This window comes from Kitasatospora sp. NPDC023118 (assembly GCF_055560875.1).
On record NZ_JBVHHW010000003.1, the window covers coordinates 172749 to 192691 of the forward strand.

The 19943-nt window shown below is 70.9% G+C and carries 23 protein-coding genes and 1 pseudogene; 8 read left to right on the forward strand and 16 right to left on the reverse strand.

Translation table 11 applies throughout. The features are described from left to right. Positions 1–106 precede the first annotated feature (106 nt). The 6 genes from ACZ3UD_RS05255 to ACZ3UD_RS05280 form a co-directional block, all read right to left on the reverse strand. Positions 107–958: a helix-turn-helix domain-containing protein gene (locus ACZ3UD_RS05255; protein WP_465582476.1), complete on the reverse strand. Its 852-nt coding sequence runs from the start codon at positions 956–958 to the stop codon at positions 107–109. Beyond that, positions 955–1467: a DUF6879 family protein gene (locus ACZ3UD_RS05260; protein WP_465582479.1), complete on the reverse strand. Its 513-nt coding sequence runs from the start codon at positions 1465–1467 to the stop codon at positions 955–957. The genes ACZ3UD_RS05255 and ACZ3UD_RS05260 overlap by 4 nt, the downstream gene beginning before the upstream one ends. Then, a complete protein-coding gene (locus ACZ3UD_RS05265) occupies positions 1451–1642 on the reverse strand; it encodes a hypothetical protein (protein ID WP_465582482.1) in 192 nt (63 codons plus the stop codon). The genes ACZ3UD_RS05260 and ACZ3UD_RS05265 overlap by 17 nt, the downstream gene beginning before the upstream one ends. Before the next feature lie 242 nt (positions 1643–1884). Then, positions 1885–2292, reverse strand: coding sequence for a hypothetical protein (locus ACZ3UD_RS05270; RefSeq protein WP_465582485.1), 408 nt, complete (start codon positions 2290–2292; stop codon positions 1885–1887). A gap of 160 nt (positions 2293–2452) precedes the next feature. Further along, positions 2453–2653 carry a DUF397 domain-containing protein gene (locus tag ACZ3UD_RS05275; RefSeq protein WP_465582488.1) on the reverse strand — a complete coding sequence of 67 codons (201 nt, stop codon included), beginning with the start codon at positions 2651–2653 and terminating at the stop codon, positions 2453–2455. Further along, on the reverse strand, positions 2646–3509 hold the full coding sequence (locus ACZ3UD_RS05280; protein WP_465582491.1) for a helix-turn-helix domain-containing protein: 864 nt from the start codon (positions 3507–3509) through the stop codon (positions 2646–2648). Before ACZ3UD_RS05280 ends, ACZ3UD_RS05275 begins: the two co-directional genes overlap by 8 nt. A 264-nt stretch (positions 3510–3773) precedes the next feature. On the opposite strand from ACZ3UD_RS05280, the gene ACZ3UD_RS05285 reads away from it, so the two are divergent. Genes ACZ3UD_RS05285 through ACZ3UD_RS05295 form a run of 3 tightly spaced genes read left to right on the forward strand, consistent with a single transcriptional unit; the run spans position 3774 to position 4503 of the window. Further along, entirely contained in the window at positions 3774–4136 is a 363-nt protein-coding gene (locus ACZ3UD_RS05285) for an ATP-binding protein (protein WP_465582494.1), read from the forward strand. Then, a complete protein-coding gene (locus ACZ3UD_RS05290; protein ID WP_465582496.1) occupies positions 4133–4384 on the forward strand; it encodes a hypothetical protein in 252 nt (83 codons plus the stop codon). The genes ACZ3UD_RS05285 and ACZ3UD_RS05290 overlap by 4 nt, the downstream gene beginning before the upstream one ends. After that, the gene (locus ACZ3UD_RS05295) at positions 4372–4503 is read left to right on the forward strand and encodes a hypothetical protein (protein ID WP_465582498.1); all 132 of its coding nucleotides are present in this window, start codon (positions 4372–4374) and stop codon (positions 4501–4503) included. The genes ACZ3UD_RS05290 and ACZ3UD_RS05295 overlap by 13 nt, the downstream gene beginning before the upstream one ends. 61 nt (positions 4504–4564) lie before the next feature. Here ACZ3UD_RS05295 and ACZ3UD_RS05300 read toward each other — a convergent pair whose 3' ends face one another. From ACZ3UD_RS05300 to hisC, 5 genes are all read right to left on the reverse strand, one after another. After that, entirely contained in the window at positions 4565–5170 is a 606-nt protein-coding gene (locus ACZ3UD_RS05300) for a hypothetical protein (RefSeq protein WP_465582500.1), read from the reverse strand. Positions 5171–5183: 13 nt separating this feature from the next. Next, a complete protein-coding gene (locus tag ACZ3UD_RS05305; protein ID WP_465582502.1) occupies positions 5184–6395 on the reverse strand; it encodes an ABC transporter permease in 1212 nt (403 codons plus the stop codon). Next, entirely contained in the window at positions 6392–7195 is an 804-nt protein-coding gene (locus ACZ3UD_RS05310; protein WP_465582504.1) for an ABC transporter ATP-binding protein, read from the reverse strand. The genes ACZ3UD_RS05305 and ACZ3UD_RS05310 overlap by 4 nt, the downstream gene beginning before the upstream one ends. A gap of 2 nt (positions 7196–7197) precedes the next feature. Beyond that, positions 7198–8610 (reverse strand): efflux RND transporter periplasmic adaptor subunit, encoded by a 1413-nt coding sequence (locus ACZ3UD_RS05315; RefSeq protein WP_465582506.1) that lies wholly within the window; start codon positions 8608–8610, stop codon positions 7198–7200. A gap of 257 nt (positions 8611–8867) precedes the next feature. Then, positions 8868–9953, reverse strand: a complete 1086-nt coding sequence (hisC, locus tag ACZ3UD_RS05320; protein WP_465582508.1) for a histidinol-phosphate transaminase — start codon at positions 9951–9953, stop codon at positions 8868–8870. A 336-nt stretch (positions 9954–10289) separates the two neighbouring features. Here hisC and ACZ3UD_RS05325 point away from each other — a divergent pair, with 336 nt between their 5' ends. From ACZ3UD_RS05325 to ACZ3UD_RS05335, 3 genes are all read left to right on the forward strand, one after another. Beyond that, positions 10290–11447, forward strand: coding sequence for a LacI family DNA-binding transcriptional regulator (locus ACZ3UD_RS05325; RefSeq protein ID WP_270145572.1), 1158 nt, complete (start codon positions 10290–10292; stop codon positions 11445–11447). 158 nt (positions 11448–11605) lie between these two features. Beyond that, positions 11606–12937 (forward strand): metallophosphoesterase, encoded by a 1332-nt coding sequence (locus ACZ3UD_RS05330; RefSeq protein ID WP_465582510.1) that lies wholly within the window; start codon positions 11606–11608, stop codon positions 12935–12937. Between the two features lie 248 nt (positions 12938–13185). Continuing rightward, complete coding sequence (locus ACZ3UD_RS05335) at positions 13186–14043, forward strand: hypothetical protein (protein WP_465582511.1); 858 nt, start codon at positions 13186–13188, stop codon at positions 14041–14043. A gap of 85 nt (positions 14044–14128) precedes the next feature. Here ACZ3UD_RS05335 and ACZ3UD_RS05340 read toward each other — a convergent pair whose 3' ends face one another. Both ACZ3UD_RS05340 and ACZ3UD_RS05345 read right to left on the reverse strand, forming a co-directional pair. Further along, positions 14129–15097: an aldo/keto reductase gene (locus ACZ3UD_RS05340; protein ID WP_465582513.1), complete on the reverse strand. Its 969-nt coding sequence runs from the start codon at positions 15095–15097 to the stop codon at positions 14129–14131. A gap of 13 nt (positions 15098–15110) precedes the next feature. Then, entirely contained in the window at positions 15111–15707 is a 597-nt protein-coding gene (locus ACZ3UD_RS05345; RefSeq protein WP_465582515.1) for an NADPH-dependent FMN reductase, read from the reverse strand. A 101-nt stretch (positions 15708–15808) separates the two neighbouring features. Between ACZ3UD_RS05345 and ACZ3UD_RS05350 the strand changes: the two genes are divergently transcribed. Beyond that, on the forward strand, positions 15809–16645 hold the full coding sequence (locus tag ACZ3UD_RS05350; RefSeq protein ID WP_465582517.1) for a helix-turn-helix domain-containing protein: 837 nt from the start codon (positions 15809–15811) through the stop codon (positions 16643–16645). Positions 16646–16703: 58 nt separating this feature from the next. On the opposite strand, the gene ACZ3UD_RS05355 is transcribed toward ACZ3UD_RS05350, so the two are convergent. After that, complete coding sequence (locus ACZ3UD_RS05355; protein WP_465582519.1) at positions 16704–17591, reverse strand: LysR family transcriptional regulator; 888 nt, start codon at positions 17589–17591, stop codon at positions 16704–16706. A gap of 136 nt (positions 17592–17727) precedes the next feature. Here ACZ3UD_RS05355 and ACZ3UD_RS05360 point away from each other — a divergent pair, with 136 nt between their 5' ends. After that, positions 17728–18114 carry a VOC family protein gene (locus tag ACZ3UD_RS05360; protein WP_380608927.1) on the forward strand — a complete coding sequence of 129 codons (387 nt, stop codon included), beginning with the start codon at positions 17728–17730 and terminating at the stop codon, positions 18112–18114. Positions 18115–18193: 79 nt separating this feature from the next. Here the strand turns inward: ACZ3UD_RS05360 and ACZ3UD_RS05365 are convergent, their stop codons facing one another. Then, entirely contained in the window at positions 18194–19471 is a 1278-nt protein-coding gene (locus ACZ3UD_RS05365; RefSeq protein ID WP_465582522.1) for a hypothetical protein, read from the reverse strand. Between the two features lie 251 nt (positions 19472–19722). Next, positions 19723–19923 (reverse strand): annotated as a pseudogene (locus ACZ3UD_RS05370) (redoxin domain-containing protein); the annotation flags it as partial. Positions 19924–19943: the final 20 nt, after the last annotated feature.

Consider the following 19943-nt stretch of genomic DNA (forward strand, 5'->3'; position numbering starts at 1 on the left):
CGCGACAGCGACCAGGTCGCCCAGGTCCGAGACCTTGGCACAGGAGGTTGGACCGGCCGACTTCCTGCGGTTCACTCCACCTTGGAAGCGGTGTGAACCTGCTGCCCTACGAGCCCCGCCGGAACTCCTCGGACCACTGTTCCAGCAGGACTCTGGCACCGGCACCGCGCCGCGAATTCACATAGAAGAAATCAAACAGCCGCCGATAGTGATCTATGTCCTTCGGGTCGCGCAGAACAACGCGCCCGGTGAAGAGTTCGATGGTTACCAGATTGGCATCGTAGACCGTGAAGATATGGAATGGCACATCGGAGATCTGGGCAGTCAGCGGGATGATTCCAACATTGACGTTCGGAAGTCGAGAGATGGAGGCGATCCGGTCCAGCTGAACTGCCATGACCGCAGGAGCGCACAGCTTCCAGCGGACAGCCGATTCGGTCAGCAGGAAGTCGAAACGCTTGCTCTCGTCGTAGAGAATGCCCTGTCGTTCAAGCTTCAGTGCGATGGCTTGGGACACATCACCGTCGACAGGGTCGATCGGCGGGCTCATGGCTGTGCGCATGTACTCGGGTGTCTGAAGCAGCCCGGACGGCATGGCCGGCAAGAAGTAGCGGATGTGCTCGGCCCTGGTTTCGAGGGTGGCCAGTTCACGCTGCCGAAGATGCAGTCCACGACGGACCGATGCCCGAACGTCCTCGTACTCGGCATTGGCCGCGCTGGCCAGTTCAAGCAGTTCCCGAGCCAGATCGTCATCGACGCCCAGCGCGTTGATGATCTGCTGGACATCGACAACTGACGGCAAGGCCTTCCCGGTCTCGATCCGAGAGATCTTGCTCTGGCTCATGCCACAACGCACGGCCAGCCGTTCACCGGAAAGGCCGGAGGCACGCCGGAGATCCTTGACCGCCGCTGCAAGGTCTCGACGTTGTTCTCCGGCCCTACCGGGATCGAGGGTCAATCTGCGGTGTACTCCGCGAACGGGACCGAGAGGGACACCGCCAGATCACGCCAACGCCGATACTGTTCCAGGTCCGGGTCTTCCAGGAGATCTCGGCCGATCTGCGTACCGTCCGGCCGGTACCTCATGTCGACCACCTTGGTGTCGTCGAACATCCAGAAGTCCTGGTCCGGCAGGCCGGGGTCCTCCCGCTCGGTCAGGTCCAGGATGCGGATGTCCTCGCCGGCCTTGACGTTGTAGGCGTACGCGGCGAACTCGTAGCGCAGGTAGTCGGACAGCGGTCTGGTCAGGATGTGTACCCGCCCGATCCGGCGACCGCTCGCACGGTAGTTCCGCACGCGGGCGAGCCACGGATCGTCTTCCGGGATATGGAGCTCTCCCGTCGCCAGGAACTCCTGGAACTCCTCGTCCTCGCCAGGCATGGCGTAGCTACTCCGGGTTTCCACGCGAAATGCCTCGCGCTCGAAAGAGTCGAAGAAGGTGCGCCAGGCGTCACCATCCAAGAGCACGAAACGCCTCCCTCAACACGTCCTCGGGGATCTCCACTACGGCCTCGCCCTCGGGGGTCTGCCGCTCGACCGTATAGCCCTGGACGGCGATGGTGCCTCGGTCCGTGGTGTAGACCGTCGGGCAGTCGTCGTTACGGCAGTCCGGGTCGCCACCTGCGATCCTCTTGAGCTCCACTGTTCCCCTCCACGTTCTTATGCGGATTGGTGACTAGGACCCTAGGGAGCGCAGGTGAGCCCGGCAAGTGGCATTCACGTTCCTGCATAGACTCGTCAGCGGCTCGCCCGCGAGGAGGAACAGGCAGGTCAATCTCCCTACTGGGACCACCAGTTCGCGAACGGATGCGACCCCTCGCGCGGCTGAGCGCGAGGGCCGTAGCGGGGACCGCGTGGGAAGTCGGGTGGGTCGAGTTCCTGTGCTCACTTCGTCTTGGGGAAGGCGGAGGTGCGGGTGAGGATCGCGACGGGGATCAGGGCGAGGGCGGACAGGCCCTGAAGGACGGCGTACCAGGCCGGGCAGATGCCGGGGATCAGGTCGACGGCGATGATGGCGATCGGCATCACGGTGGAGATGGTCCGGATACGGTCGAAGGCCTTGGCGGAGCCGCCCTCGGCACGGGCGGTCACACGCAGGAGCACCGGGGCCAGGGCCGGGAAGATCACGCCGCGGATCCACATGAACGGCGTCGTCCCGTGGTCGAGCCAGGCCATCACGGCGACCGTCGCGAGGGTGATGACGCCGACCGCACCGAACAGCGTGATGCACTTCTTCGCCGTGGTGAAGGCGTCCTGGGTACGGGAGTTGCCGAGGGTCGCCGTCGCGGTCATCGCGATGTTTCTGTCCTCCGTGTCGTGGTGGTAACGACGTTACGGAGCAGGCGATCGGGCCAACACCGGTCTGGCCCCACACCTGGGGTGGGCCCAGACCCACCCTGCGGCCTTACCCGGCGGCCCCTTGCGAAGAGCAAGGGGCCACCGGAACGATTCGCTAGACGTTGGCGATCAGGTGGTCGAACTCGCCCGCCTGCGCGCCCTGGAGGAACTTGGCGAACTTGAGGGGCGTGGTGCGGACGATGACATCGCCCTCGTCGGACTCACGGAGTTCGATCAACCCATCGATGGCACGCACCTCGACACAGTTGTCGCTTGAGGCCGAGTAGCTGGACTTCTGCCACGCGGAGCTAGACATGCTGGCCTGCCATTTCTTCCTTGATCGACTGCATGAGGTCACGTGACTTCTCTTCGGAGAGCGCCGTGGAGTCCATCATGGCAAGGAGGGCTCGGAACCTTGTGAGGTGGGCTGGACTGTCGAAGAGCTGACCGCCATGACCGGTGTCCATCTGCGCCGCGTCCAGGTCAGTGATCGGCCCTTCGGCATAGGTGAAGTTCTCGCATGGGCTCGGAACAGCACCGGCAGCGAATGGCACGACTCGGACGGAGATGCTGGGCTGCTCCGAGTCCGCGATGAGAGCGTCGATCTGCTCGACGTTGACCCTCGGATCACTGAACTGCATGCGCAGTGCCGCCTCGTGAATGAAGGCAGAGTACGGCGTCGCTCCAGATCGGATGATGCGCTGTCGCTGCATGCGGAAGGCCGTCTTGAGATCGACCTCGTGGCGGAGCGGCGGTGGATAGGCCTGAGCGAACAACGCAGCCGTGTAGGCACCGGCCTGGAGCAGCCCCGGGATGAAGGTGGTCCCGTAGACCGAGAGTCGACGAGCATGACCTTCCAGTTCGGCGATGTCCAGGAAGTCCGTTGCCAGCGTTTCTCGATACTCCTCCCACCACCCGGGCTTGCCTCGCTCGGTGATGATGTCGGCGAGCGCGTCGATCAGAGGCTGGTTGGAACACATGCATGTGGTCGCGATCGTGTGCAACCGCTCCACGCTGATGCCGATCTTCCCCGACTCCATCTGCGTCACCTGGGCCGGGTTCATGCCGACCGCACGGCCGAGCTGGCTGCCACCGAGGCCAGCCTGCTCTCGCATCCTTCGCAGCTCTGTTCCCAGCCTGCGCTGACGAAGTGTGGGGTTCGTACGAGCCATAGACCCCAGTCTGCCGCGCCTGCCGGACGCGGGTCCATCTGGGGCGGTTGGCCACGATCGAGGGAATATTTGAGTTCCATGGAAAATTTTCCATGACCGTGAGTTATCGTCGTTCACAGCTCGATCCGACGGATCGTCAGTAATGCCTGCATTCAGGGCAGTAGGCGCCTGCTGCCCGCGCACCGAAGAGCAACCACTCGTGGCCTGGCTCACGGCGGCGCATCCGTCGTCTCCTCCTCACACCACCGCCTCACGGAGGTTCCCGTGTGCACCCGTAACACCCCCTCGCTCACCCTCTCCAAGCAGGCCCTGCGCAACGCCCTGACCCGCAGCAACTGCGACCCCGAGACCATCTTCAACGCCGAACTCGCCCTCGCCGAGCTGATCGTCAACGCCTGGCGGTACGGCGACACCACCGCCCCCGTCGTCTTCTTCTCCATCCTCGGCCGCACCCTCCACGTCTCCGTCTCCGACGAGTCCGACGCCCTCCCCCACCAGCGCACGCCCGCCGACCTCGCCGAAACGGGCCGTGGCCTCCAGCTCGTGGAGGGCCTCACCCACCGATGGGGCGTCGCCCCCCAGAAGCGCGGCAAGAGCGTCTGGTACGAGCTGGACTTCGCCTCGTGACCCGCGCGCCCATCGCCCCCGACGACCCCCGGATGCGCGACTACACCAGACCCCAGATCACTGCCCTCCTGGGCGAGTTGCACCGCCGAGGCATCCCGCACGGACTCCTCTGGGGCTCCGCCGCCACCCCCGAGACCACGCTCGACGGCCGCATCCTGGTCGACTTCGGCAACGCGCCTGTCAGCACCCTCCTCAACCTCCTCCACCTGCTCCGCGACCTGGACCGGAACGAGGCGTGGACCCCGTGAGGTTCTTCGTCGGCGCCGTCCTCCTCGCCCTCCTGGCCCTCGCGCTCGCCACCGTGGTCCTCGGTGTGATCGCGACCCTGAAGATGCCGCGCCCCAACGACAGCGAAGAACCCCGCTGAACAGGCGGAGGCCCTCGCCCCAAACAGGGCGAGGGCCTCGCGGGCGTCCGACGGCTCCGGGTCAGCCGCCGGACGGGTTCCGGTTACCGCCTCCGAAGCCACCGCCACCGCCACCGCCACCGAAACCGCCGGCAGCGGCGCCTTCGACGAGCTGGCTGGCGTTGTAGCCGCCGTTGGAGTCCGGCGTGCCGACGACCGTCACACTCTGGCCGGGCTGGAGGTCGGCGACCTTGCCCTCCTTGTTGAGCTGGACCTTGGTCGAGTCCGCCGTCGTCACCTTGATGGTGTTGCCGTTGGCATCCGTCAGGTACACGGTGTTGCCGTCCACGGCCTTGACGGTGCCCCGCGCGAAACCGGGCTGCGAGCCGCCCTGTCCGCCCTGACCACCCTGGCCGCCCTGACCACCTCGGCGCCCGCCGCCCTGCCCGTACCCGCCCGCCGCAGGGGCAGCAGCCGAAGCAGCCCGAGGAGAGGAGGACTTCCCGCTCGGAGCCTGCCCCTGCTGGTACCAGACCCCGCCGGCGAAAGCCACGGTGGCGATCACTCCACCCGCCAGCACCAAGCTCAGCCAAGGCAGCTTCCGCCTCGGCGGCGCCGCCAGCTCCCCACTGACGTCCCGCGCGTCCGGCGGAGTGGCGAGCAGTGCAACCTGATCGGCCTGATTCATCGAAGAACTGCTCCTACTCATGCCGGAGGGCGTCGATCGGCCGCAGCGAGGCGGCCCGGTTGGCGGGGTAGCTGCCGAAGAACAGCCCGATGGCGACGGCGATGCCGAACGCGCCGAGCACCGACTCGGGGATCACCACCGGCTTGATGCCGACGATGCTGAAGTGCGAGCCGGCGATCCCGGCCGCCACGCCCAACCCCGCGCCGACCACCGACAGCAGCGTCGACTCGGTCAGGAACTGCCCGAGGATCACGGCCCTCGGCGCACCCAGCGCCTTGCGGATGCCGATCTCACGCGTTCGTTCCGTCACCGTCACCAGCATGATGTTGGTGATCCCGATCCCGCCGACGAGCAGCGAGATCGCCGCCACCGCACCCAGCAGCACGGTGAAGGTCTTCGTCGTGCTCTCCCGGGCGGTCAGCAGGGACGCCTGGTTGGTGATCCGGAAGTCCGCCTTCGTCGGGTCGGTGATCGCGTGCGTCCCGAGCAGCACCCGGGTGATCTCCGACTGCGCCGCCGTCGTCGTGTCGGCCGACGAGGCCTGCACCAGGATCTGGTTGACCGGCCCGAAGCCCGTGAACGCGTTCTGCACCGTCGGCAGCGGCGCGATCACCACGTCGTCCGGGTCGGTGAAGCCGCTGCCGCCCTTGGCCTGCAGGACACCCACCACCGTGAACGGCGTGCCACCGAGCACGATCTTCTTCCCGACCGGGTCCTCGGTGTCGAACAGCTGCTTGGCCGTCGTGGCGCCGAGCACCGCGACCTTGCGCGACCCCAGCACGTCGTCATCGGTGAAGTACTCGCCGTGCGCGACCTTCTGGTTGGAGGTCTCGAAGTACGCCGGGTACGTGCCCACGATCGAGCCGGGACTGTACGAGATGTCGCCGTACAGCGCCGTCCCGCTCGTGGTGACCACCGGTGCGACCGACTTGATCGCCGAGGAGTCGCCGTCGCTCGCCAGCGCCTTGGCGTCGGCGACCGTCAGCTTCTTCACCGAGGACGTGGCCCGCGAGCCACCGGCCGCCGAACCAGCGCTGACCGTCAGCGAGTTGGTGCCGAGCGAGGTGATCGAGTCCTTCACCGCCTGGGACGAGCCGTTGCCGACCGCCAGCAGCAGGATCACCGAGGCGACACCGATCAGCACCCCCAGCATGGTGAGCGCCGAGCGCACCTTGTTGGCGGCCAGGCCGCCGACCGCGAAGCGGAGCGTCTGCCAGAGGATCACGCCGGCACTCCCATCTGGTGCAGGAAGGGCGGCGGCCCGTCCGCGGGCGCCTGCCGGACGTCGCTCACGATCTGGCCGTCGACCAGCCGCAGCACCCGCTTGGCGTGCCGGGCGACCTCGTCCTCGTGGGTGATCAGCACGACCGTGCGGCCGGTGGCGTTGAGCCCGTCGATCAGGGCCAGCACCTCGTCCGTCGAACGGCTGTCGAGGTTGCCGGTGGGCTCGTCGGCCAGCAGCAGCGCGGGGGCCGTGACCAGGGCGCGCGCCACCGCGACGCGCTGCTGCTGGCCGCCGGAGAGCTGGTTGGGCTTGTGCCCGCCGCGCTCACCCAGCCCGACCAGCGACAGCGCGGCCAGCGCCCGGCGCCGCCGCTCGGCGGCGCGCACGCCCGCGTAGGCGAGCGGCAGCTCGACCTGGGCGAGGGCGGTGGTGCGGGGCACCAGGTTGAAGGACTGGAAGACGAAGCCGATCTTGCGGTTGCGGACCAGCGAGAGCTGCTGCTCGTCGAGGTGGCCGACGTCGATGCCGTCCAGCAGGTAGCGGCCGGAGGTCGGGACGTCCAGGCAGCCGAGGATGTTCATCAGGGTGGACTTGCCGGAGCCCGAGCTGCCCATCACCGCGACGTAGTCGCCCTGCTCGATGTCCAGGCTGACGCCCATCGGGCCGCCGGTCGCCGGGTCGTCCGGGCCGCGCAGGGCGTGCACGGTGGCGTCGCCGTGCCCGTACGACTTGGTGAGCCGGCTGATCCGGATCACCGGTACGGGATGCGCGGGGACGCGCTTGTCGATGACGTGCTGCATGCTCAGCCCTTACCGCCGCGGCCGCCGCCGGCGCCGCCGCCACCGCCCGAGAAGCCACCGCCACCACCACCCGGGAAGCCGCCTGCGCCGCCGGCGCCGCCGCCCCGGCCGCCCGCCCCGCCGCCGAGGCCCGGGAAGGAGGCGTTCGGGAAGCCGTTGCCGCCGCTGGTGGTGGGGAGTTCGACCTTGTCGCCCTCCTTCAGCCCGGAGACGACCTGCACGGTGCTGTCGCCCTCGACGCCGACCCCGACGGTGACCCGCTCGGAGCTGCCGTCCGTGTGCACCACGGTCGCGGTCCGCGAGGTTCCGGTGCCCGACAGGGCGGAGGTGGGCAGCGAGAGCGCGTTGTCCGCCTCGCCGGTGATCACCTGGACGGTCGCGCTGAGGCCGGTGCGCAGGGTGCTGGTGTCGCCGCTGAGCTGCAGCGTGGCCGCGTACTGGACGGCCGACGAACCGGCGGCACCGCCGGAGCTGCTCGACGGCAGCGAACTGACCGACAGGACGGTCGCGTTGAGCTTGGTGTCGGACTGCGCGTTCAGGGTGACGGAGGCCGCCTCGCCCTTCTTCAGCTTGAGCGAGTCCAGCTCGGAGAAGTTGGCGGTGACCTGCATCCCGGTCGGGTTGGTCAGCACGATGAAGCCGCTGGGGGAGCCGGAACCGGCGCTCGTACCGGTCGACTTGGCCCCGGAGGAGGACGAGGATCCGGAGGCGGAGGCGGAGGCCCCGACGGTGTCGCCGACCTTCGCCGAGATCGAGGCGACCGTCCCGTCCACCGTCGCGGTCAGGGTGGTGCCGGCCAGCGCCGCCTGGGCGTTGGTGAGGTTGGTCTGCGCGGTGGCGACCTGCTGCTGGGCCTGGGCGACGGCCGCGTCGTCGACCTTGGTGGTGGTGATGGTGGTGGTCTGCGGGGCGGGCACACTGCTCCCGCCCGCCCCGCGACCGCCGCCGCTGCCCGACGCCGCACCCGAGGGTGCGGGCGAGGGAGCGGAGGTCTGGGGCAGCGGCTCGGTGGTCGTCGTGGTGACCCCGGCCTGCGCCTTCGTGAGATTGGCGTTGGCCGTGGTGAGGGCCGCCTGCGCGGCGTCCACCTGCTGCTGGGCCGCCGTGGTGTCGACGGTCGCGAGCACCTGCCCCTTCTTGACGGCATCCCCCACCGCGACCTTGACGGCCGTGAGCCGCCCGCCGGTGGTGAAGTCCTGGGCCGCGTCGGTCGGCGAGACCAGGGTGCCGGTTCCGGACACGGTGGCCAGGACCGTCCCCTTGGCGACGGTCGCGGTACGGGCGACGGGTTTGGCCGCAGCCGTGCCGCCGCTGCCGTCGACCGTGGCGTACACCAGGGCCGCACCGCCCAGCAGGGCCACGCCGAGCGCGGAGTTGACGAGGACGGCGCCTCGCCGCCGTGGGAGCACCTTCATGGCGGACAGCTTCGCCGGGCGCTCTTGCGGAGCTCTGGGCACGAGCTGGGAGAAGACTGACCGGCCGGATCCGGGCATTGCGGACTTATCGCTCACCCAGCGCGGACGCCTTGGCCCGGGCCTGGCCAGCCGTTGGCCGAACTCCCAGCGCCCTCCCAGCGATCCCCAGCCATCCGGCAGCGCATCCTCAGACGGCCGGCCCGGGGACGCCGCAGGGGCGCACCCCCGTGGAGTGCGCCCCTGCGAACCGGAGGACGTCAGCCGTTGATCTCCTTGCGGAACGCCTCCGCCACCGACAGGAAGATCGAGTTGCCCTCGGCCTCCCCGATCGACACCCGCACGCCCTCCGGGAACGGCCGGACGATCACGCCGGCCTCGGCGCAGGCCGCGGCGAACTCCGTCGAACGCTCGCCGAGCCAGAGCCAGACGAAGTTGGCCTGCGAGTCCGGGATCTCCCAGCCCTGGGCGCGCAGCCCGGCCACCACCCGGTTGCGCTCCTCGACCAGCGCCTCCACCCGCTCCAGCAGCGCCTGCTCCGAGCGCAGCGAGGCGACCGCGGCGTCCTGGGCGAGCTGGCTGACGCCGAACGGGACGGCGGTCTTGCGCAGCGCGTTCGCCACCGGCTCGTGGGCGATCGCGAAGCCGACCCGCAGGCCCGCCAGGCCGTACGCCTTGGAGAAGGTGCGCAGCACGCAGACGTTCGGGCGGTCGCGGTAGAGGTCGATGCCGTTGGGCACCTCGGGGTCGCGGATGAACTCGATGTACGCCTCGTCGACGACCACCAGGACGTCGCTCGGCACGGCGTCGATGAAGCGTTCCAGCTCGGCGCGGTGGATCACGTTGCCGGTGGGGTTGTTGGGGTTGCAGACGAAGATCAGCCGGGTGTTCGGCGTGATCGCGGCCAGCATCGCGTCCAGGTCGTGGTCGCCGCCCGCGGTGAGCGGCACCGGGACGGGCGTGGCACCGGCGATCTGGGTGATGATCGGGTAGGCCTCGAAGGAGCGCCAGGCGAACATCACCTCGTCGCCCGGGCCGGCCGTGGCCAGGACCAGCGACTGGGCGACGCCGACCGAGCCGGTGCCGGTGGCGATGTGCTCGGCGGGCACGCCGAAGCGCGCGGCCAGCTCCGCGGTCAGTTCACCGACGCCCATGTCCGGGTAGCGGTTGAACGAGCCGGCCGCCGCGACCGCCGCCTCCAGCACACCCGGCAGCGGGTTGTTGGGGTTCTCGTTCGAGGACAGCTTGTAGGCATCGGCGCCGGCCGGCTTGCCGGGCTTGTAGGTGGGGATGCCGTCCAGGGTCGGCCGCAGGCGCGGGCCCTGCGCTGACGTACCACTGCTCACGGTCGTACTCCTTCGTGTCTCTCCGGTCCGCCCGCCGTGCCACGGTCGGGATCACCGCCATGCCCCGGGAACTCGGAACGCGCCCGGACCACCCCGGTCGGGTGCCTTGCACGATACCGACCGGCCCTCACCCGTAGGAGTGAGATGCCCGGACGGGTTACAGACGCAGATCAGCCATTCTGCCTGGTTCCCATGGCACATGTCAGAGGTAAGACGGCTGGTTTCGAGCGGGTATCGAAGGGGCGCACCCCGGCTCACTAGCGGAGAAACGTATCTCCAAAGGCTCCCGATGCGCCGGTCACAGACCCTTGTCAGGAGCCATACGATCGGTCCGCCATGACAGCAGCAGCCAACCAGAGCGGTCGGCGTCCCACCACCTCACGGCGTTTGGAGCGGGCCGGCATCCGGGATGTGGCAGCAGCCGCCGGAGTGTCGATCACCACCGTCTCCGACGCGCTGAACGGAAAGGGCCGCCTGCCCGACGAGACCCGCAGCCGGGTGCGCGAGGTCGCCGAGCGCCTCGGCTACCGCCCCTCGGCGGCCGCCCGCACCCTGCGCACCGGACGGTCCGGCCTGATCGGGCTGACCGTCACGACCTACGGCGAAGAACCCTTCACCTTCACCGAGTTCGCGTACTTCGCCGAGATGGCCCGGGCCGCCACCAGCGCCGCCCTGGGCCGCGGCTACGCGCTGGTGGTGCTGCCCGCCTCCTCCCGGCACGACGTCTGGGGCAACATCGCCCTGGACGGCACCGTGGTGATCGACCCGCCCGACCAGGACCCGCTGGTCAGCGAGCTGTACCGGTCCGGCGTCCCGGTGGTCAGCGACGGCAAGCCCGGCAACTGCCCGGTCACCGCCTGGGTCGACAACGACCACGAGGCCGCCGTGCTCGGCATCCTCGACCACCTCTCCGAGGCCGGAGCCCGCCGGATCGGCCTGCTCACCGGCACCAGCACCGACACCTACACCCGGCTCTCCACCGAGGCCTACCTCGGCTGGTGCGCCAAGGTCGGCCAGGAGCCGGTGTACGAGGCCTACCCGGCGCACGACCCGGCGGCCGGCGCGGTGGCCGCCGACCGGCTGCTCGCCCGCCCGGACCGGCCGGACGCCGTCTACGGACTGTTCGACCCCAACGGCACCGACCTGCTCGCCGCCGCGCGCCGCTACGGCCTGCGGGTGCCGGACGACCTGTTGCTGGTCTGCTGCAGCGAGAGCGACGTCTACGCCGCCACCGAACCGCCGATCACGACACTCTCGCTCAAGCCGCGCAAGATCGGCACCACCGTGGTCAACCTGCTCATCGACGCCATCGAGGGCGTCGACTCCGGGACGGGCGTGGACATCGCCCGGCTCTTCCCGCCGCGCTTCCGCACCGCCGGGAACGGCCCGCCGCCGGGCACCCTGATGCCCACCGAGCTGATCGTCCGCGCCTCCTCCCAGCGGCGGAGTCCGCGCACCACCGTCAGCCCGCCCCGACCCCCGGGTGAGGTCTAGACCCCACTCGGCCCGGGCCGACACCCCGTCGAGGCGCCGACGAGACCATACCGAGCCGGGACAAAACGGACCTTGCGGGACCGCCCGGCTGACGCTCCGGAGGATTGGATACCCACCAGGTGACGACGGCGGGAGAGAGGTCTTCCTATGATGGGCGAATGACACCCGAGGACCGCTTCCCCGGACCTGAGCACCCCCACTCAGGCCCCCGCCACCAGCCGGACCTCGATGTGCTGCCGTACGGCACCTACTACGAACCCGAGCCCGCCCAGGGCTACCAGGGCACGCCGTACGACGCGGAGACCTACAGCGGCTACGGCGGCGCCCGCTACCTGGAGCAGCACTGGCCCGCGGACGGTCAGGGACACGGCCACACCGTGCACGCCCAGGGGCTCAACACCGACCAGGCCCCGGCGTTCCCGCACCAGGGACAGTACGACGGCGCCTACGAGGGCCAGGACGCCTACGAGAACCAGGACGTCTACGAGGGCCAGGACGCCTACGAGAGCCAGGACCAGAGCGGCTACGACGACCGCGCCGGCTACGAGCCCACCCTGCCCGACCAGCCCTCCCCCGCCCTCCAGCTCCCCGGCCGCGACGACCCGCCGACCATCGAGCTCGGCCCGCCGCTGCCCGACCCCGCCGCGCCGACCTACCCGTACCCGGCCCCCGGCCCCGACGAGCCGCCCGGCCCGGTCTACGTCGTCGGCGACGTGCACGGCTACCTGGAGGAGCTGCGCGCCGAACTGCGCCACCAGGGCCTGATCGACGCCGACGGCCACTGGTCGGCCGGCCGGGCCCGGATCTGGTTCCTCGGCGACTTCACCGACCGAGGCCCGGACGGCATCGGCGTCATCGACCTGGTCATGCAGCTCGCCGCCGAGGCCGCCGCCGCCGGTGGCTACTGCCGCGCCCTGATGGGCAATCACGAACTGCTCTTCCTCGGCGCCGCCAAGTACGGCGACGAGCCCGTGCAGTCCACCGCCGGCACCGCCTCCTTCCTCGCCGCCTGGCGGCTCAACGGCGGCCAGCAGAACGACCTGGACCGGCTGGAGGCCCACCACATCAGCTGGCTCTCCCGGCTGCCCGCCGTCGCGCTGGAGGACGGGCACCTGCTGCTGCACTCCGACACCACCGCGTACCTGGAGTACGGCGAGTCCATCCCCGACGTCAACGACGCGGTGCACAGCCTGCTCTCGGACGGCAGCGTGGACGAGTGGTGGGACTGCTTCCGCCGCTTCACCAAGCGCTTCGCCTTCCGCGGCGACGCCGGGCCGATGGCCGTCCACGAGCTGCTCGACACCTACGGCGGCACCCGGATCGTGCACGGGCACAGCCCGATCCCGTACCTCACCGGCGCGGCGCACGCGGACGACGGGCAGCCGCCGCACATCCCCGGGCCGTACGTCTACGCGGACGACCTGGCGGTGGCGATGGACGGCGGGGTCACCATGGAAGGGCGTCTGCTGGTCGCGCGGCTGCCGATCTGACCACCCGACCGGTAGTCAACTCCCGCCAATACTCGAACAGTTGTTCCCGGCGCTCGGGCCGCCACGCGCGCGCGGTCCGGGGCGCGAAATTCCGGAAACCGACTGTCAGCACGGCTGCACCCGCCCCTACCATGAGGCACACCACACCCGGCCGCCCGTCCGGCGGCCCGCCTCCGCGCCCGTTTCGGCCTCCTGAGGGTCCCCGCGTCCTCGATGCGCGTCCCTCCGCGATGCCGATCGGAGTCCGCATGAACGGGGTCCCCATGTCCAACCCCCCGCCGCTGCTCGCCGAGGACCGCCCGGAGTACGAGCGCCTCCTCGGCGAAGCCCTGCGCGACCGCACCGTCCTCACCGCCCTGCGCGCCCCCGGCGCGCTCACCGCCGACCAGCTGCGCGTCCGCGCGCTGCGCGACGCCGACCGCATCAACGCCGCGGCCGCCACCGAGTACGCCCACTACACCGCGCTGCGCGAGAACCTGCGCGCCACGCCCCCGCCGCCGGCCGGCGTCGAACCGTACGCCCCCAGCCTGCTCAGCCAGCTGCGCTCCGCCAACGGCGGCGCCGGGCTGTTCCCCGTCCTCACCGTGCTCACCCCGATCCTCGCCTGGGCCGCCGCACTGGCCCTGCTGCTGATCGGCTACCTGCTGCGCGCCGCCGACTCCGGGCTCCCCCTCGCCCGCTCCCTGGTCACCGCCGGCTGGGTGGCGCTCGCCGCCGGAGTCGCCGCGATGGCCGTCGGCATCACCGGGCTGCTCCTCACCGCCATACGCGACGGCGCCGCCGCCGTCCCGGCGGGCACCGACCGGGAGCTGGCCGCCGAACTCGCCGCCGCCCGCCACGAGTGGCGCACCGCCCTGCGGGAGCGCGGGCTGCTGCCCTACCTGCTCACCCATCTGCCCGCCGTCCCCGGCCGACCCGCACCCGGCTTCAGCAGCCCCGACTTCAGCAGCCCCGGCTACACCCCGCCCGCCTTCACCAGCCCCGGCCCGGACGGCCTCACCGACCCCGACGGCCACGCCCCCCGGCCCGCCGCCTTCACCCCGCCCGACTTCACCGGCCCCGGCTACACCTCGCCGGACTTCACCGGACCGGACGACGTGGGCTGAGCCGAGCCGGACGTCCGTCAGGAGCCACCCCTCGGGAAACCGGGCGGGCGCGCCGCGCGGCCGCTCGGCGGTTCGGCGGTTCGACTCAGAAGCCGGTCGGCAGCCGGGGCGTGTACGGCGTCTCCAGCGCCGTCACCTCCGCCCCGGTCAACCGGACGTCCAACGCGGCCACCGCGTCGTCGAGGTGGCCCGGTCGGGTGGCGCCGACGATCGGGGCGGTGACCACCGGATTGCCCAGCACCCAGGCCAGTGCGACCCGCGCCATCGGCACCCCGCGGGCCTCGGCGACGGACTGCACGGCGTCCACGATCGGCCGGTCGACGTCCGCGAAGAACCGCCCGGCCACCTGGTCCCCGGCCGATCGGGCCGTCGACTGCCCATACGGGCGGGCCAGCCGACCCGAGGCCAGCGGGCACCACACCAGGCTGCCCACCTCCTGGTCGGCGAGCAGCGGGAACATCTCCCGCTCCTCCTCGCGCTGCACCAGGCTGTACTGGTGCTGCATCGACACGAAGGCCGGGCCGCCGTCCCGGGCCGCGGCGTGCCGCAGCTTCGCGAACCGCCACGCCCACATCGAGGACGCCCCGACGTACCGGACCTTCCCGGCCGCCACCACCTCGCGCAGCGCCGCCACGGTCTCCTCGACCGGGGTCGCCGGGTCGAAGCGGTGCAGCTGGAAGAGGTCCAGGTGGTCGGTGCCGAGCCGAGCCAGCGAACCGTCGACCTGCTCCAGGATCGCCCGCCGGGACAGCCCCGAGCCGCCCGGTCCGTCGTGCATCGGCAGGCCCGCCTTGGTCGCCAGGACGACGTCCTCGCGCCGGGTGTACCGCCGCACCGCGCGGCCCACCAGCTCCTCGGAGGCGCCGCCGCCGTACACATTGGCGGTGTCCCAGAAGGTGATGCCGAGCTCCACCGCCCGCCGGAAGACCGGCGCGGCCGCCTCCTCGTCCAGCGCCCAGGGGTTGTGCCCGCGGCCGCTGCCGCCGAAGCCCATGCAGCCGAGCGCGATCCGGCTGACTTCCAGCTCGGTGCCGCCGAGCTTCACGTACTCCATCGTCGCCCCCGACTCAGGCCGGATACGGGGCGGCGGCCCGGGCGTTCTTCAACGCGCCTGCCCACCAGGACAGTTGGTCGAGCATGGCCTTGGCGTAGCCGGCCGCCTGCGGGTCGTCCGGGCGGCCGTCCGACCAGGCGGTGAAGTAGTTCGGGAAGGCCAGGCCGTCCCGGATGGTCACCGCGTGCAGCTCGTTCAGCACGTTCTCCAGGTGCAGCACCGCGTGCCGGCCGCCGGCCGCTCCGCCGTAGCTCACGAAGGCGACCGGTTTGGCCGTCCACTGGGTGAAGTGCCAGTCGATGGCGGCCTTCAGTGAGGCGGGGTAGCTGTGGTTGTACTCGGGGGTGACGATCAGGACGGCGTCCGCGCCCTCCAGCGCCCCGGTCAGCTTCGCCATCCCGGCCGGGCGGGGGTAGTCGGCGCCCGCGAACTTCGGCGAGGCGGCGGGCAGGGCCAGCGGCACGTCCACCTCCGCCAGATCGACCACCTCGACCTCGAACCCGCCGTGCGCGGCGGCCTGTTCGGCCACCCACGCGGACACCACCGGGCCGAACCGGCCCTCCCTGACACTGCCGACCAGGACGACCAACTTGTGCGTGTTCTTCTCCATGGCCACCACTCTCGGCCCGCCCGGCAGGCGCAGCCAGACCGTGCCCAGGCTGGCCCCCACAGGGCCACCCTCCGCACCGCCCCGGCCCGTACGATCGCCACATGGGCACACCACTGGGGGACTTCATCCGCGCCAAGCGCGACAGCATCCAGCCCGAGACGCTCGGCCTGCCCGACCACGGCCGCCGACGCTCACCCGGACTGCGCCGCGCCGACCTCGCGATCCGCGCGGGCATCAGCGTCGAGTACCTCACCCGGATGGAACAGGGCCGCGACCGCAACCCCTCCATCGCCGTGGTCAACGCCCTCGCCGACGCCCTCAGCCTCGACCCCGCCGAGCGCACCCACCTGCGCTACCTCGCGAAGATCGCCGGCGGCGCCTGCCCCAACCACGTCCGCCCGGCCCCGCCCTCCCGCGAGGTCCGCCCCACCGTCCGCGACACCCTCCGACTGCTCGAACCGGGCATCGCCGCCGTCACCAACCGCCTCGGCGACGTCCTCGCCCACACGCCCGGCTACGCCACCGTCCTCGGCGCCGCCGGTCTCCTCGACCACCCCGCCCCCAACCTCACCCGTTACGTCTTCACCGACCCCCGCGCCCGCGCCCTCTTCGCCGACTGGGACGACATCGCCGACGAACAGGCCTTCGACCTCTGGCTCGGTCCCTCCGCAGAGAGCTCCGAGTGGCTCAGCACCGAACTCGCCCCCGTCGCCGGCCCCGAGTTCACCCGCCGCCTGGGCAACCAACTCGTCCCCCGCCGCGGCCCGTTGCGCCTCCAGCACCCGACCGGACCCGAACTCCGGCTCCACCGCGAGATCCTGGAGTTCCCCGCCGACGCCCAACAGCTCCTGGTCCTCCTCCCCGCCGATCCCGAAACCGCCGCCCACCTCGACCGGTTGACCCGGCCGGCCCCGACCCGCCTGCGCGCGATCTCCTGACGCCCGAGCCGGGATCCCCGCCAGGGGAAGCCGGCTCACCCCGGCCGCGGACGCCCCGCTACCCGCCGGCGGCCACCTCGGCCGCGGCCCGGGCGAACTCGCGGACCCGCGCGGTGGTGTTGCCCGGCCGCCAGATCAGACCGCGTTCGATCGGCGGGGCGTCGTGGATCGGGACGTAGGCGAGATCGGGGCGCGGGTAGTACTGGCGGCAGTGCTCACCGACCGGGAGGACGCCCCGGCCCATGGCGACCAGGCTGAGCATCTCGGAGAAGGTCCCGCCGGACGGGCCCTGGGGGACGAGGCGCCCGGACGGGGTGCGGTCCGGGGTGCGGTCACGCTTGAAGCCGATCGAGGTCACCGCCGGGTACTGCACCACCGGGTGGTCGGCGAGCACTTCGAGCGACACCGAGGCCTCCGCGGCCAGCGGGTGCCCGGCCGGGACGGCCAGGGCGCGCCGCTCGGTGAGCAGGACCGGGCCGAGGGTCATGCCGTCGAAGGGGTAGGAGGCGACCAGGATGTCGATCGAGCCGTCCTCCAGGCTCAAGCGGGAGTTGGAGAGATGGACCTCCCGGACGTCCACCCGGCAGTCAGGGTGGCGCTCGCCGAACAGCGCCACCGCCCTGAGCAGCACCGGCGCCGTCCACTCCCCGAGGAACGCGACCCGCAGCTCGCCGGTCACCCCCCGGCTGGCGTCCACCGCCCGGCGCAGCGCCTCCTCCAGGGCTGCCACCACCGGAGCGAGGTCCTCGGCCAGCTGCCGCCCGACCGGGGTGAGCCGGACGGACCGGCTGGTGCGCTCGAACAGCGGGCCACCGACCCGGCGCTCCAGAGTCTTGACCACCTGGCTGACCCGCCCGGTGGTGAGGCGCAGCCGCTCGGCGGTCCGGCCGAAGTGCAGTTCCTCGGTCAGCGCGAGGAAGACCTCGATCTCCAGCCGCTCCAGCATGTCTCCCCCGTCATCGAGCCCCGAACCGTTTAGTCCGACTCAACGATCGTACGGCGATCCGGCATTGATGATCTCCTCCGCGCGGAGGATCGTTGAACCCGTCCCCAGCGAACCCACCCCACCGGAGCCGATCACCATGCGCGTCGTCGCCCTCGACCACCTGGTCCTCAACGTCGCCGACATCGAGCGATCCCTCGCCTTCTACACCGGCCTCCTCGGCCTGGAGCCGGTCAGGGTCGACGAGTGGCGGGCCGGCAAGGTCTCGTTCCCGTCCGTGCGGGTCACCCCCGAGACCATCATCGACCTGTTCCACCGCCCCCGGCACGAGTCCAACGTCGACCACATCTGCCTCACCGTCGAGCCCCTCGACTGGCAGGAGGTCGTCGACTCCGGCGTCTTCACCGTCCTCGACGGCCCCGGCCCCCGCTACGGCGCCCGCGGCACCGCCACCTCCCTCTACGTCCAGGACCCGGACGGCAACACCGTCGAACTCCGCTGGTACCCCCAGGACGCCACCAGCTGAACAGCCGCCACCGGAAAAGGGCGCTGTCCCGGCCCCACGGGGGAGGACCGGGACGGCGCCCGTCGTCGTCAAGCCGATGTCAGCTGCGGCGGGCCCGGCGGGCCAGCACCACTGCGGCCCCGCCGGCCGCCAGCAGGGCACCGCCGATACCGGTGGTCAGCCCGAGGCCGCTGGAGCCGGTGTCGGCCAGCTCGGAGCGGTCACCGGTGCCGGCGGCCGAGGCCGAGGCGGGCGCCGTGGTCGCTGCGGCCGTGGTGGGCGCGGAGACCGGGACGACGGCCGGCGCGGAGGTCGCGGCGGGCACGGTGGGCGTCACGGTCGGCGCGGTCGTCGTGGAAGGCGCCGGGGTGGGCGCGTCCGGGTTCACGCACTCGGGAGCGCCCTCGACCGGCGTGGCGGCGAACGGCTGCGTGGCCCAGAACAGCATGGGACCGGCACCCGGGTAGTAGCCGAAGCCGAGCGAGGCGTCCTTGTCGGTCTTGAAGTTCCTGCCGAGCGTGATCCGGGCGTTGAGCACCCGGTTGTCCACCGGACCGGTGGCCCACTTGGTCAGGTTGACGTCCTGGCCGTCGATGCCGGCGGCCACCGTGCCGACCTTGTGCCAGCTGCCGTCCTTCGGGTCCTGGACGTCCACCTGGGCGTCGCAGGCGGCCGGTCCGTGCCCACCGTACTTCTGGCCGGCCCAGACGAAGAAGGACGCCTGGGTGAGGTGCCAGTCGAAGCCGTTGGCGGTCTTGATCGAGACCTGGAACGGGTGCGGCTTCCCGTCCGCCGGGACGTCCTTGGGCAGGCCGGTGACGGCGGTGGTGAGCCCGGTCGTCCTGACGGTCTTCTGCGTCGTGGCCGTCCAGTCCTTGACCTGGCCGTTCGCGTCGAGCGCCGCCGCCAGCATGGCCTGGACGGAGACGTCCTCCCACGGGCCCTCGTGCTTGGACTGCACCAGCTTGAACCGCAGCTTGAAGGTGCGGGCGGCGTGCGGCTGGACGTCGATCCCGGCGCCGGTCAGATCGGCCGCGACACCCTCGTAGCCCGTGGGCTTGTTGCTCATCGCCTGGTTGACCAGCTTCACCGGCTGCCAACTACCGGAGGCGCCGTCCGCGTACTCGGCGACGACCTGGTCCGTACCGAGCATCTCGCTGCCCAGGTAGAGCACCAGGTGCTGGCCGCCGTACGGCGCGTCCGCGTCGTTCTTGACGGTCACCGTGCCCTCGGACCAACCCCCGCCGGCCTCCACCGAGGTGAAGCCCTCGATCTGCACGGAGTGGTCCTTGTCCGGGCCCGCCGCCTGGGCCGGCAGCGCCAGCGCGAGCGGGGACGCGAGCAGCGAGGCCGCCAGAATTGCGCGCCGAAGTCTCAACTCAACCCCAAAAAGTTCGAAATGCCCGCTATCTAATGCGGCAACGCGTGGAATCCCCCCACCGCGCCGTGCCGGAGAATAGCGGATGACCATTCGGCGGACCAGCCGGATTAAATACCGCCCGTCGAGTTCCTGACATTAAATCGACAAGCCGACCGCCTCCTCCACGGAATTTGGGGCGGCTTGGGCGAGCAGACCTCGCTCCCGCCGTGAACTCCTCGGACATGGCGTGCACGCCGGCCTCGGCGTGCGTTGACGCGTTGCAGGTCGAAGCCCAACCGGTCGTAGACAGCCCCCAGTTCATCGGACAGGTCGAAAGCAATGCCGAACTGCTTCGCGACATCGGAGCCGAGGTCGCTGAGCACGTCGAAGGCGAGTTGCTCGCGCTCGGCCAACGAGAGGGACTCATCCGGGATCTGCGGCGACACGGTCACCAGACGCGCGCCGCGGGCCAGTCGCGGCCGCGAAGGCC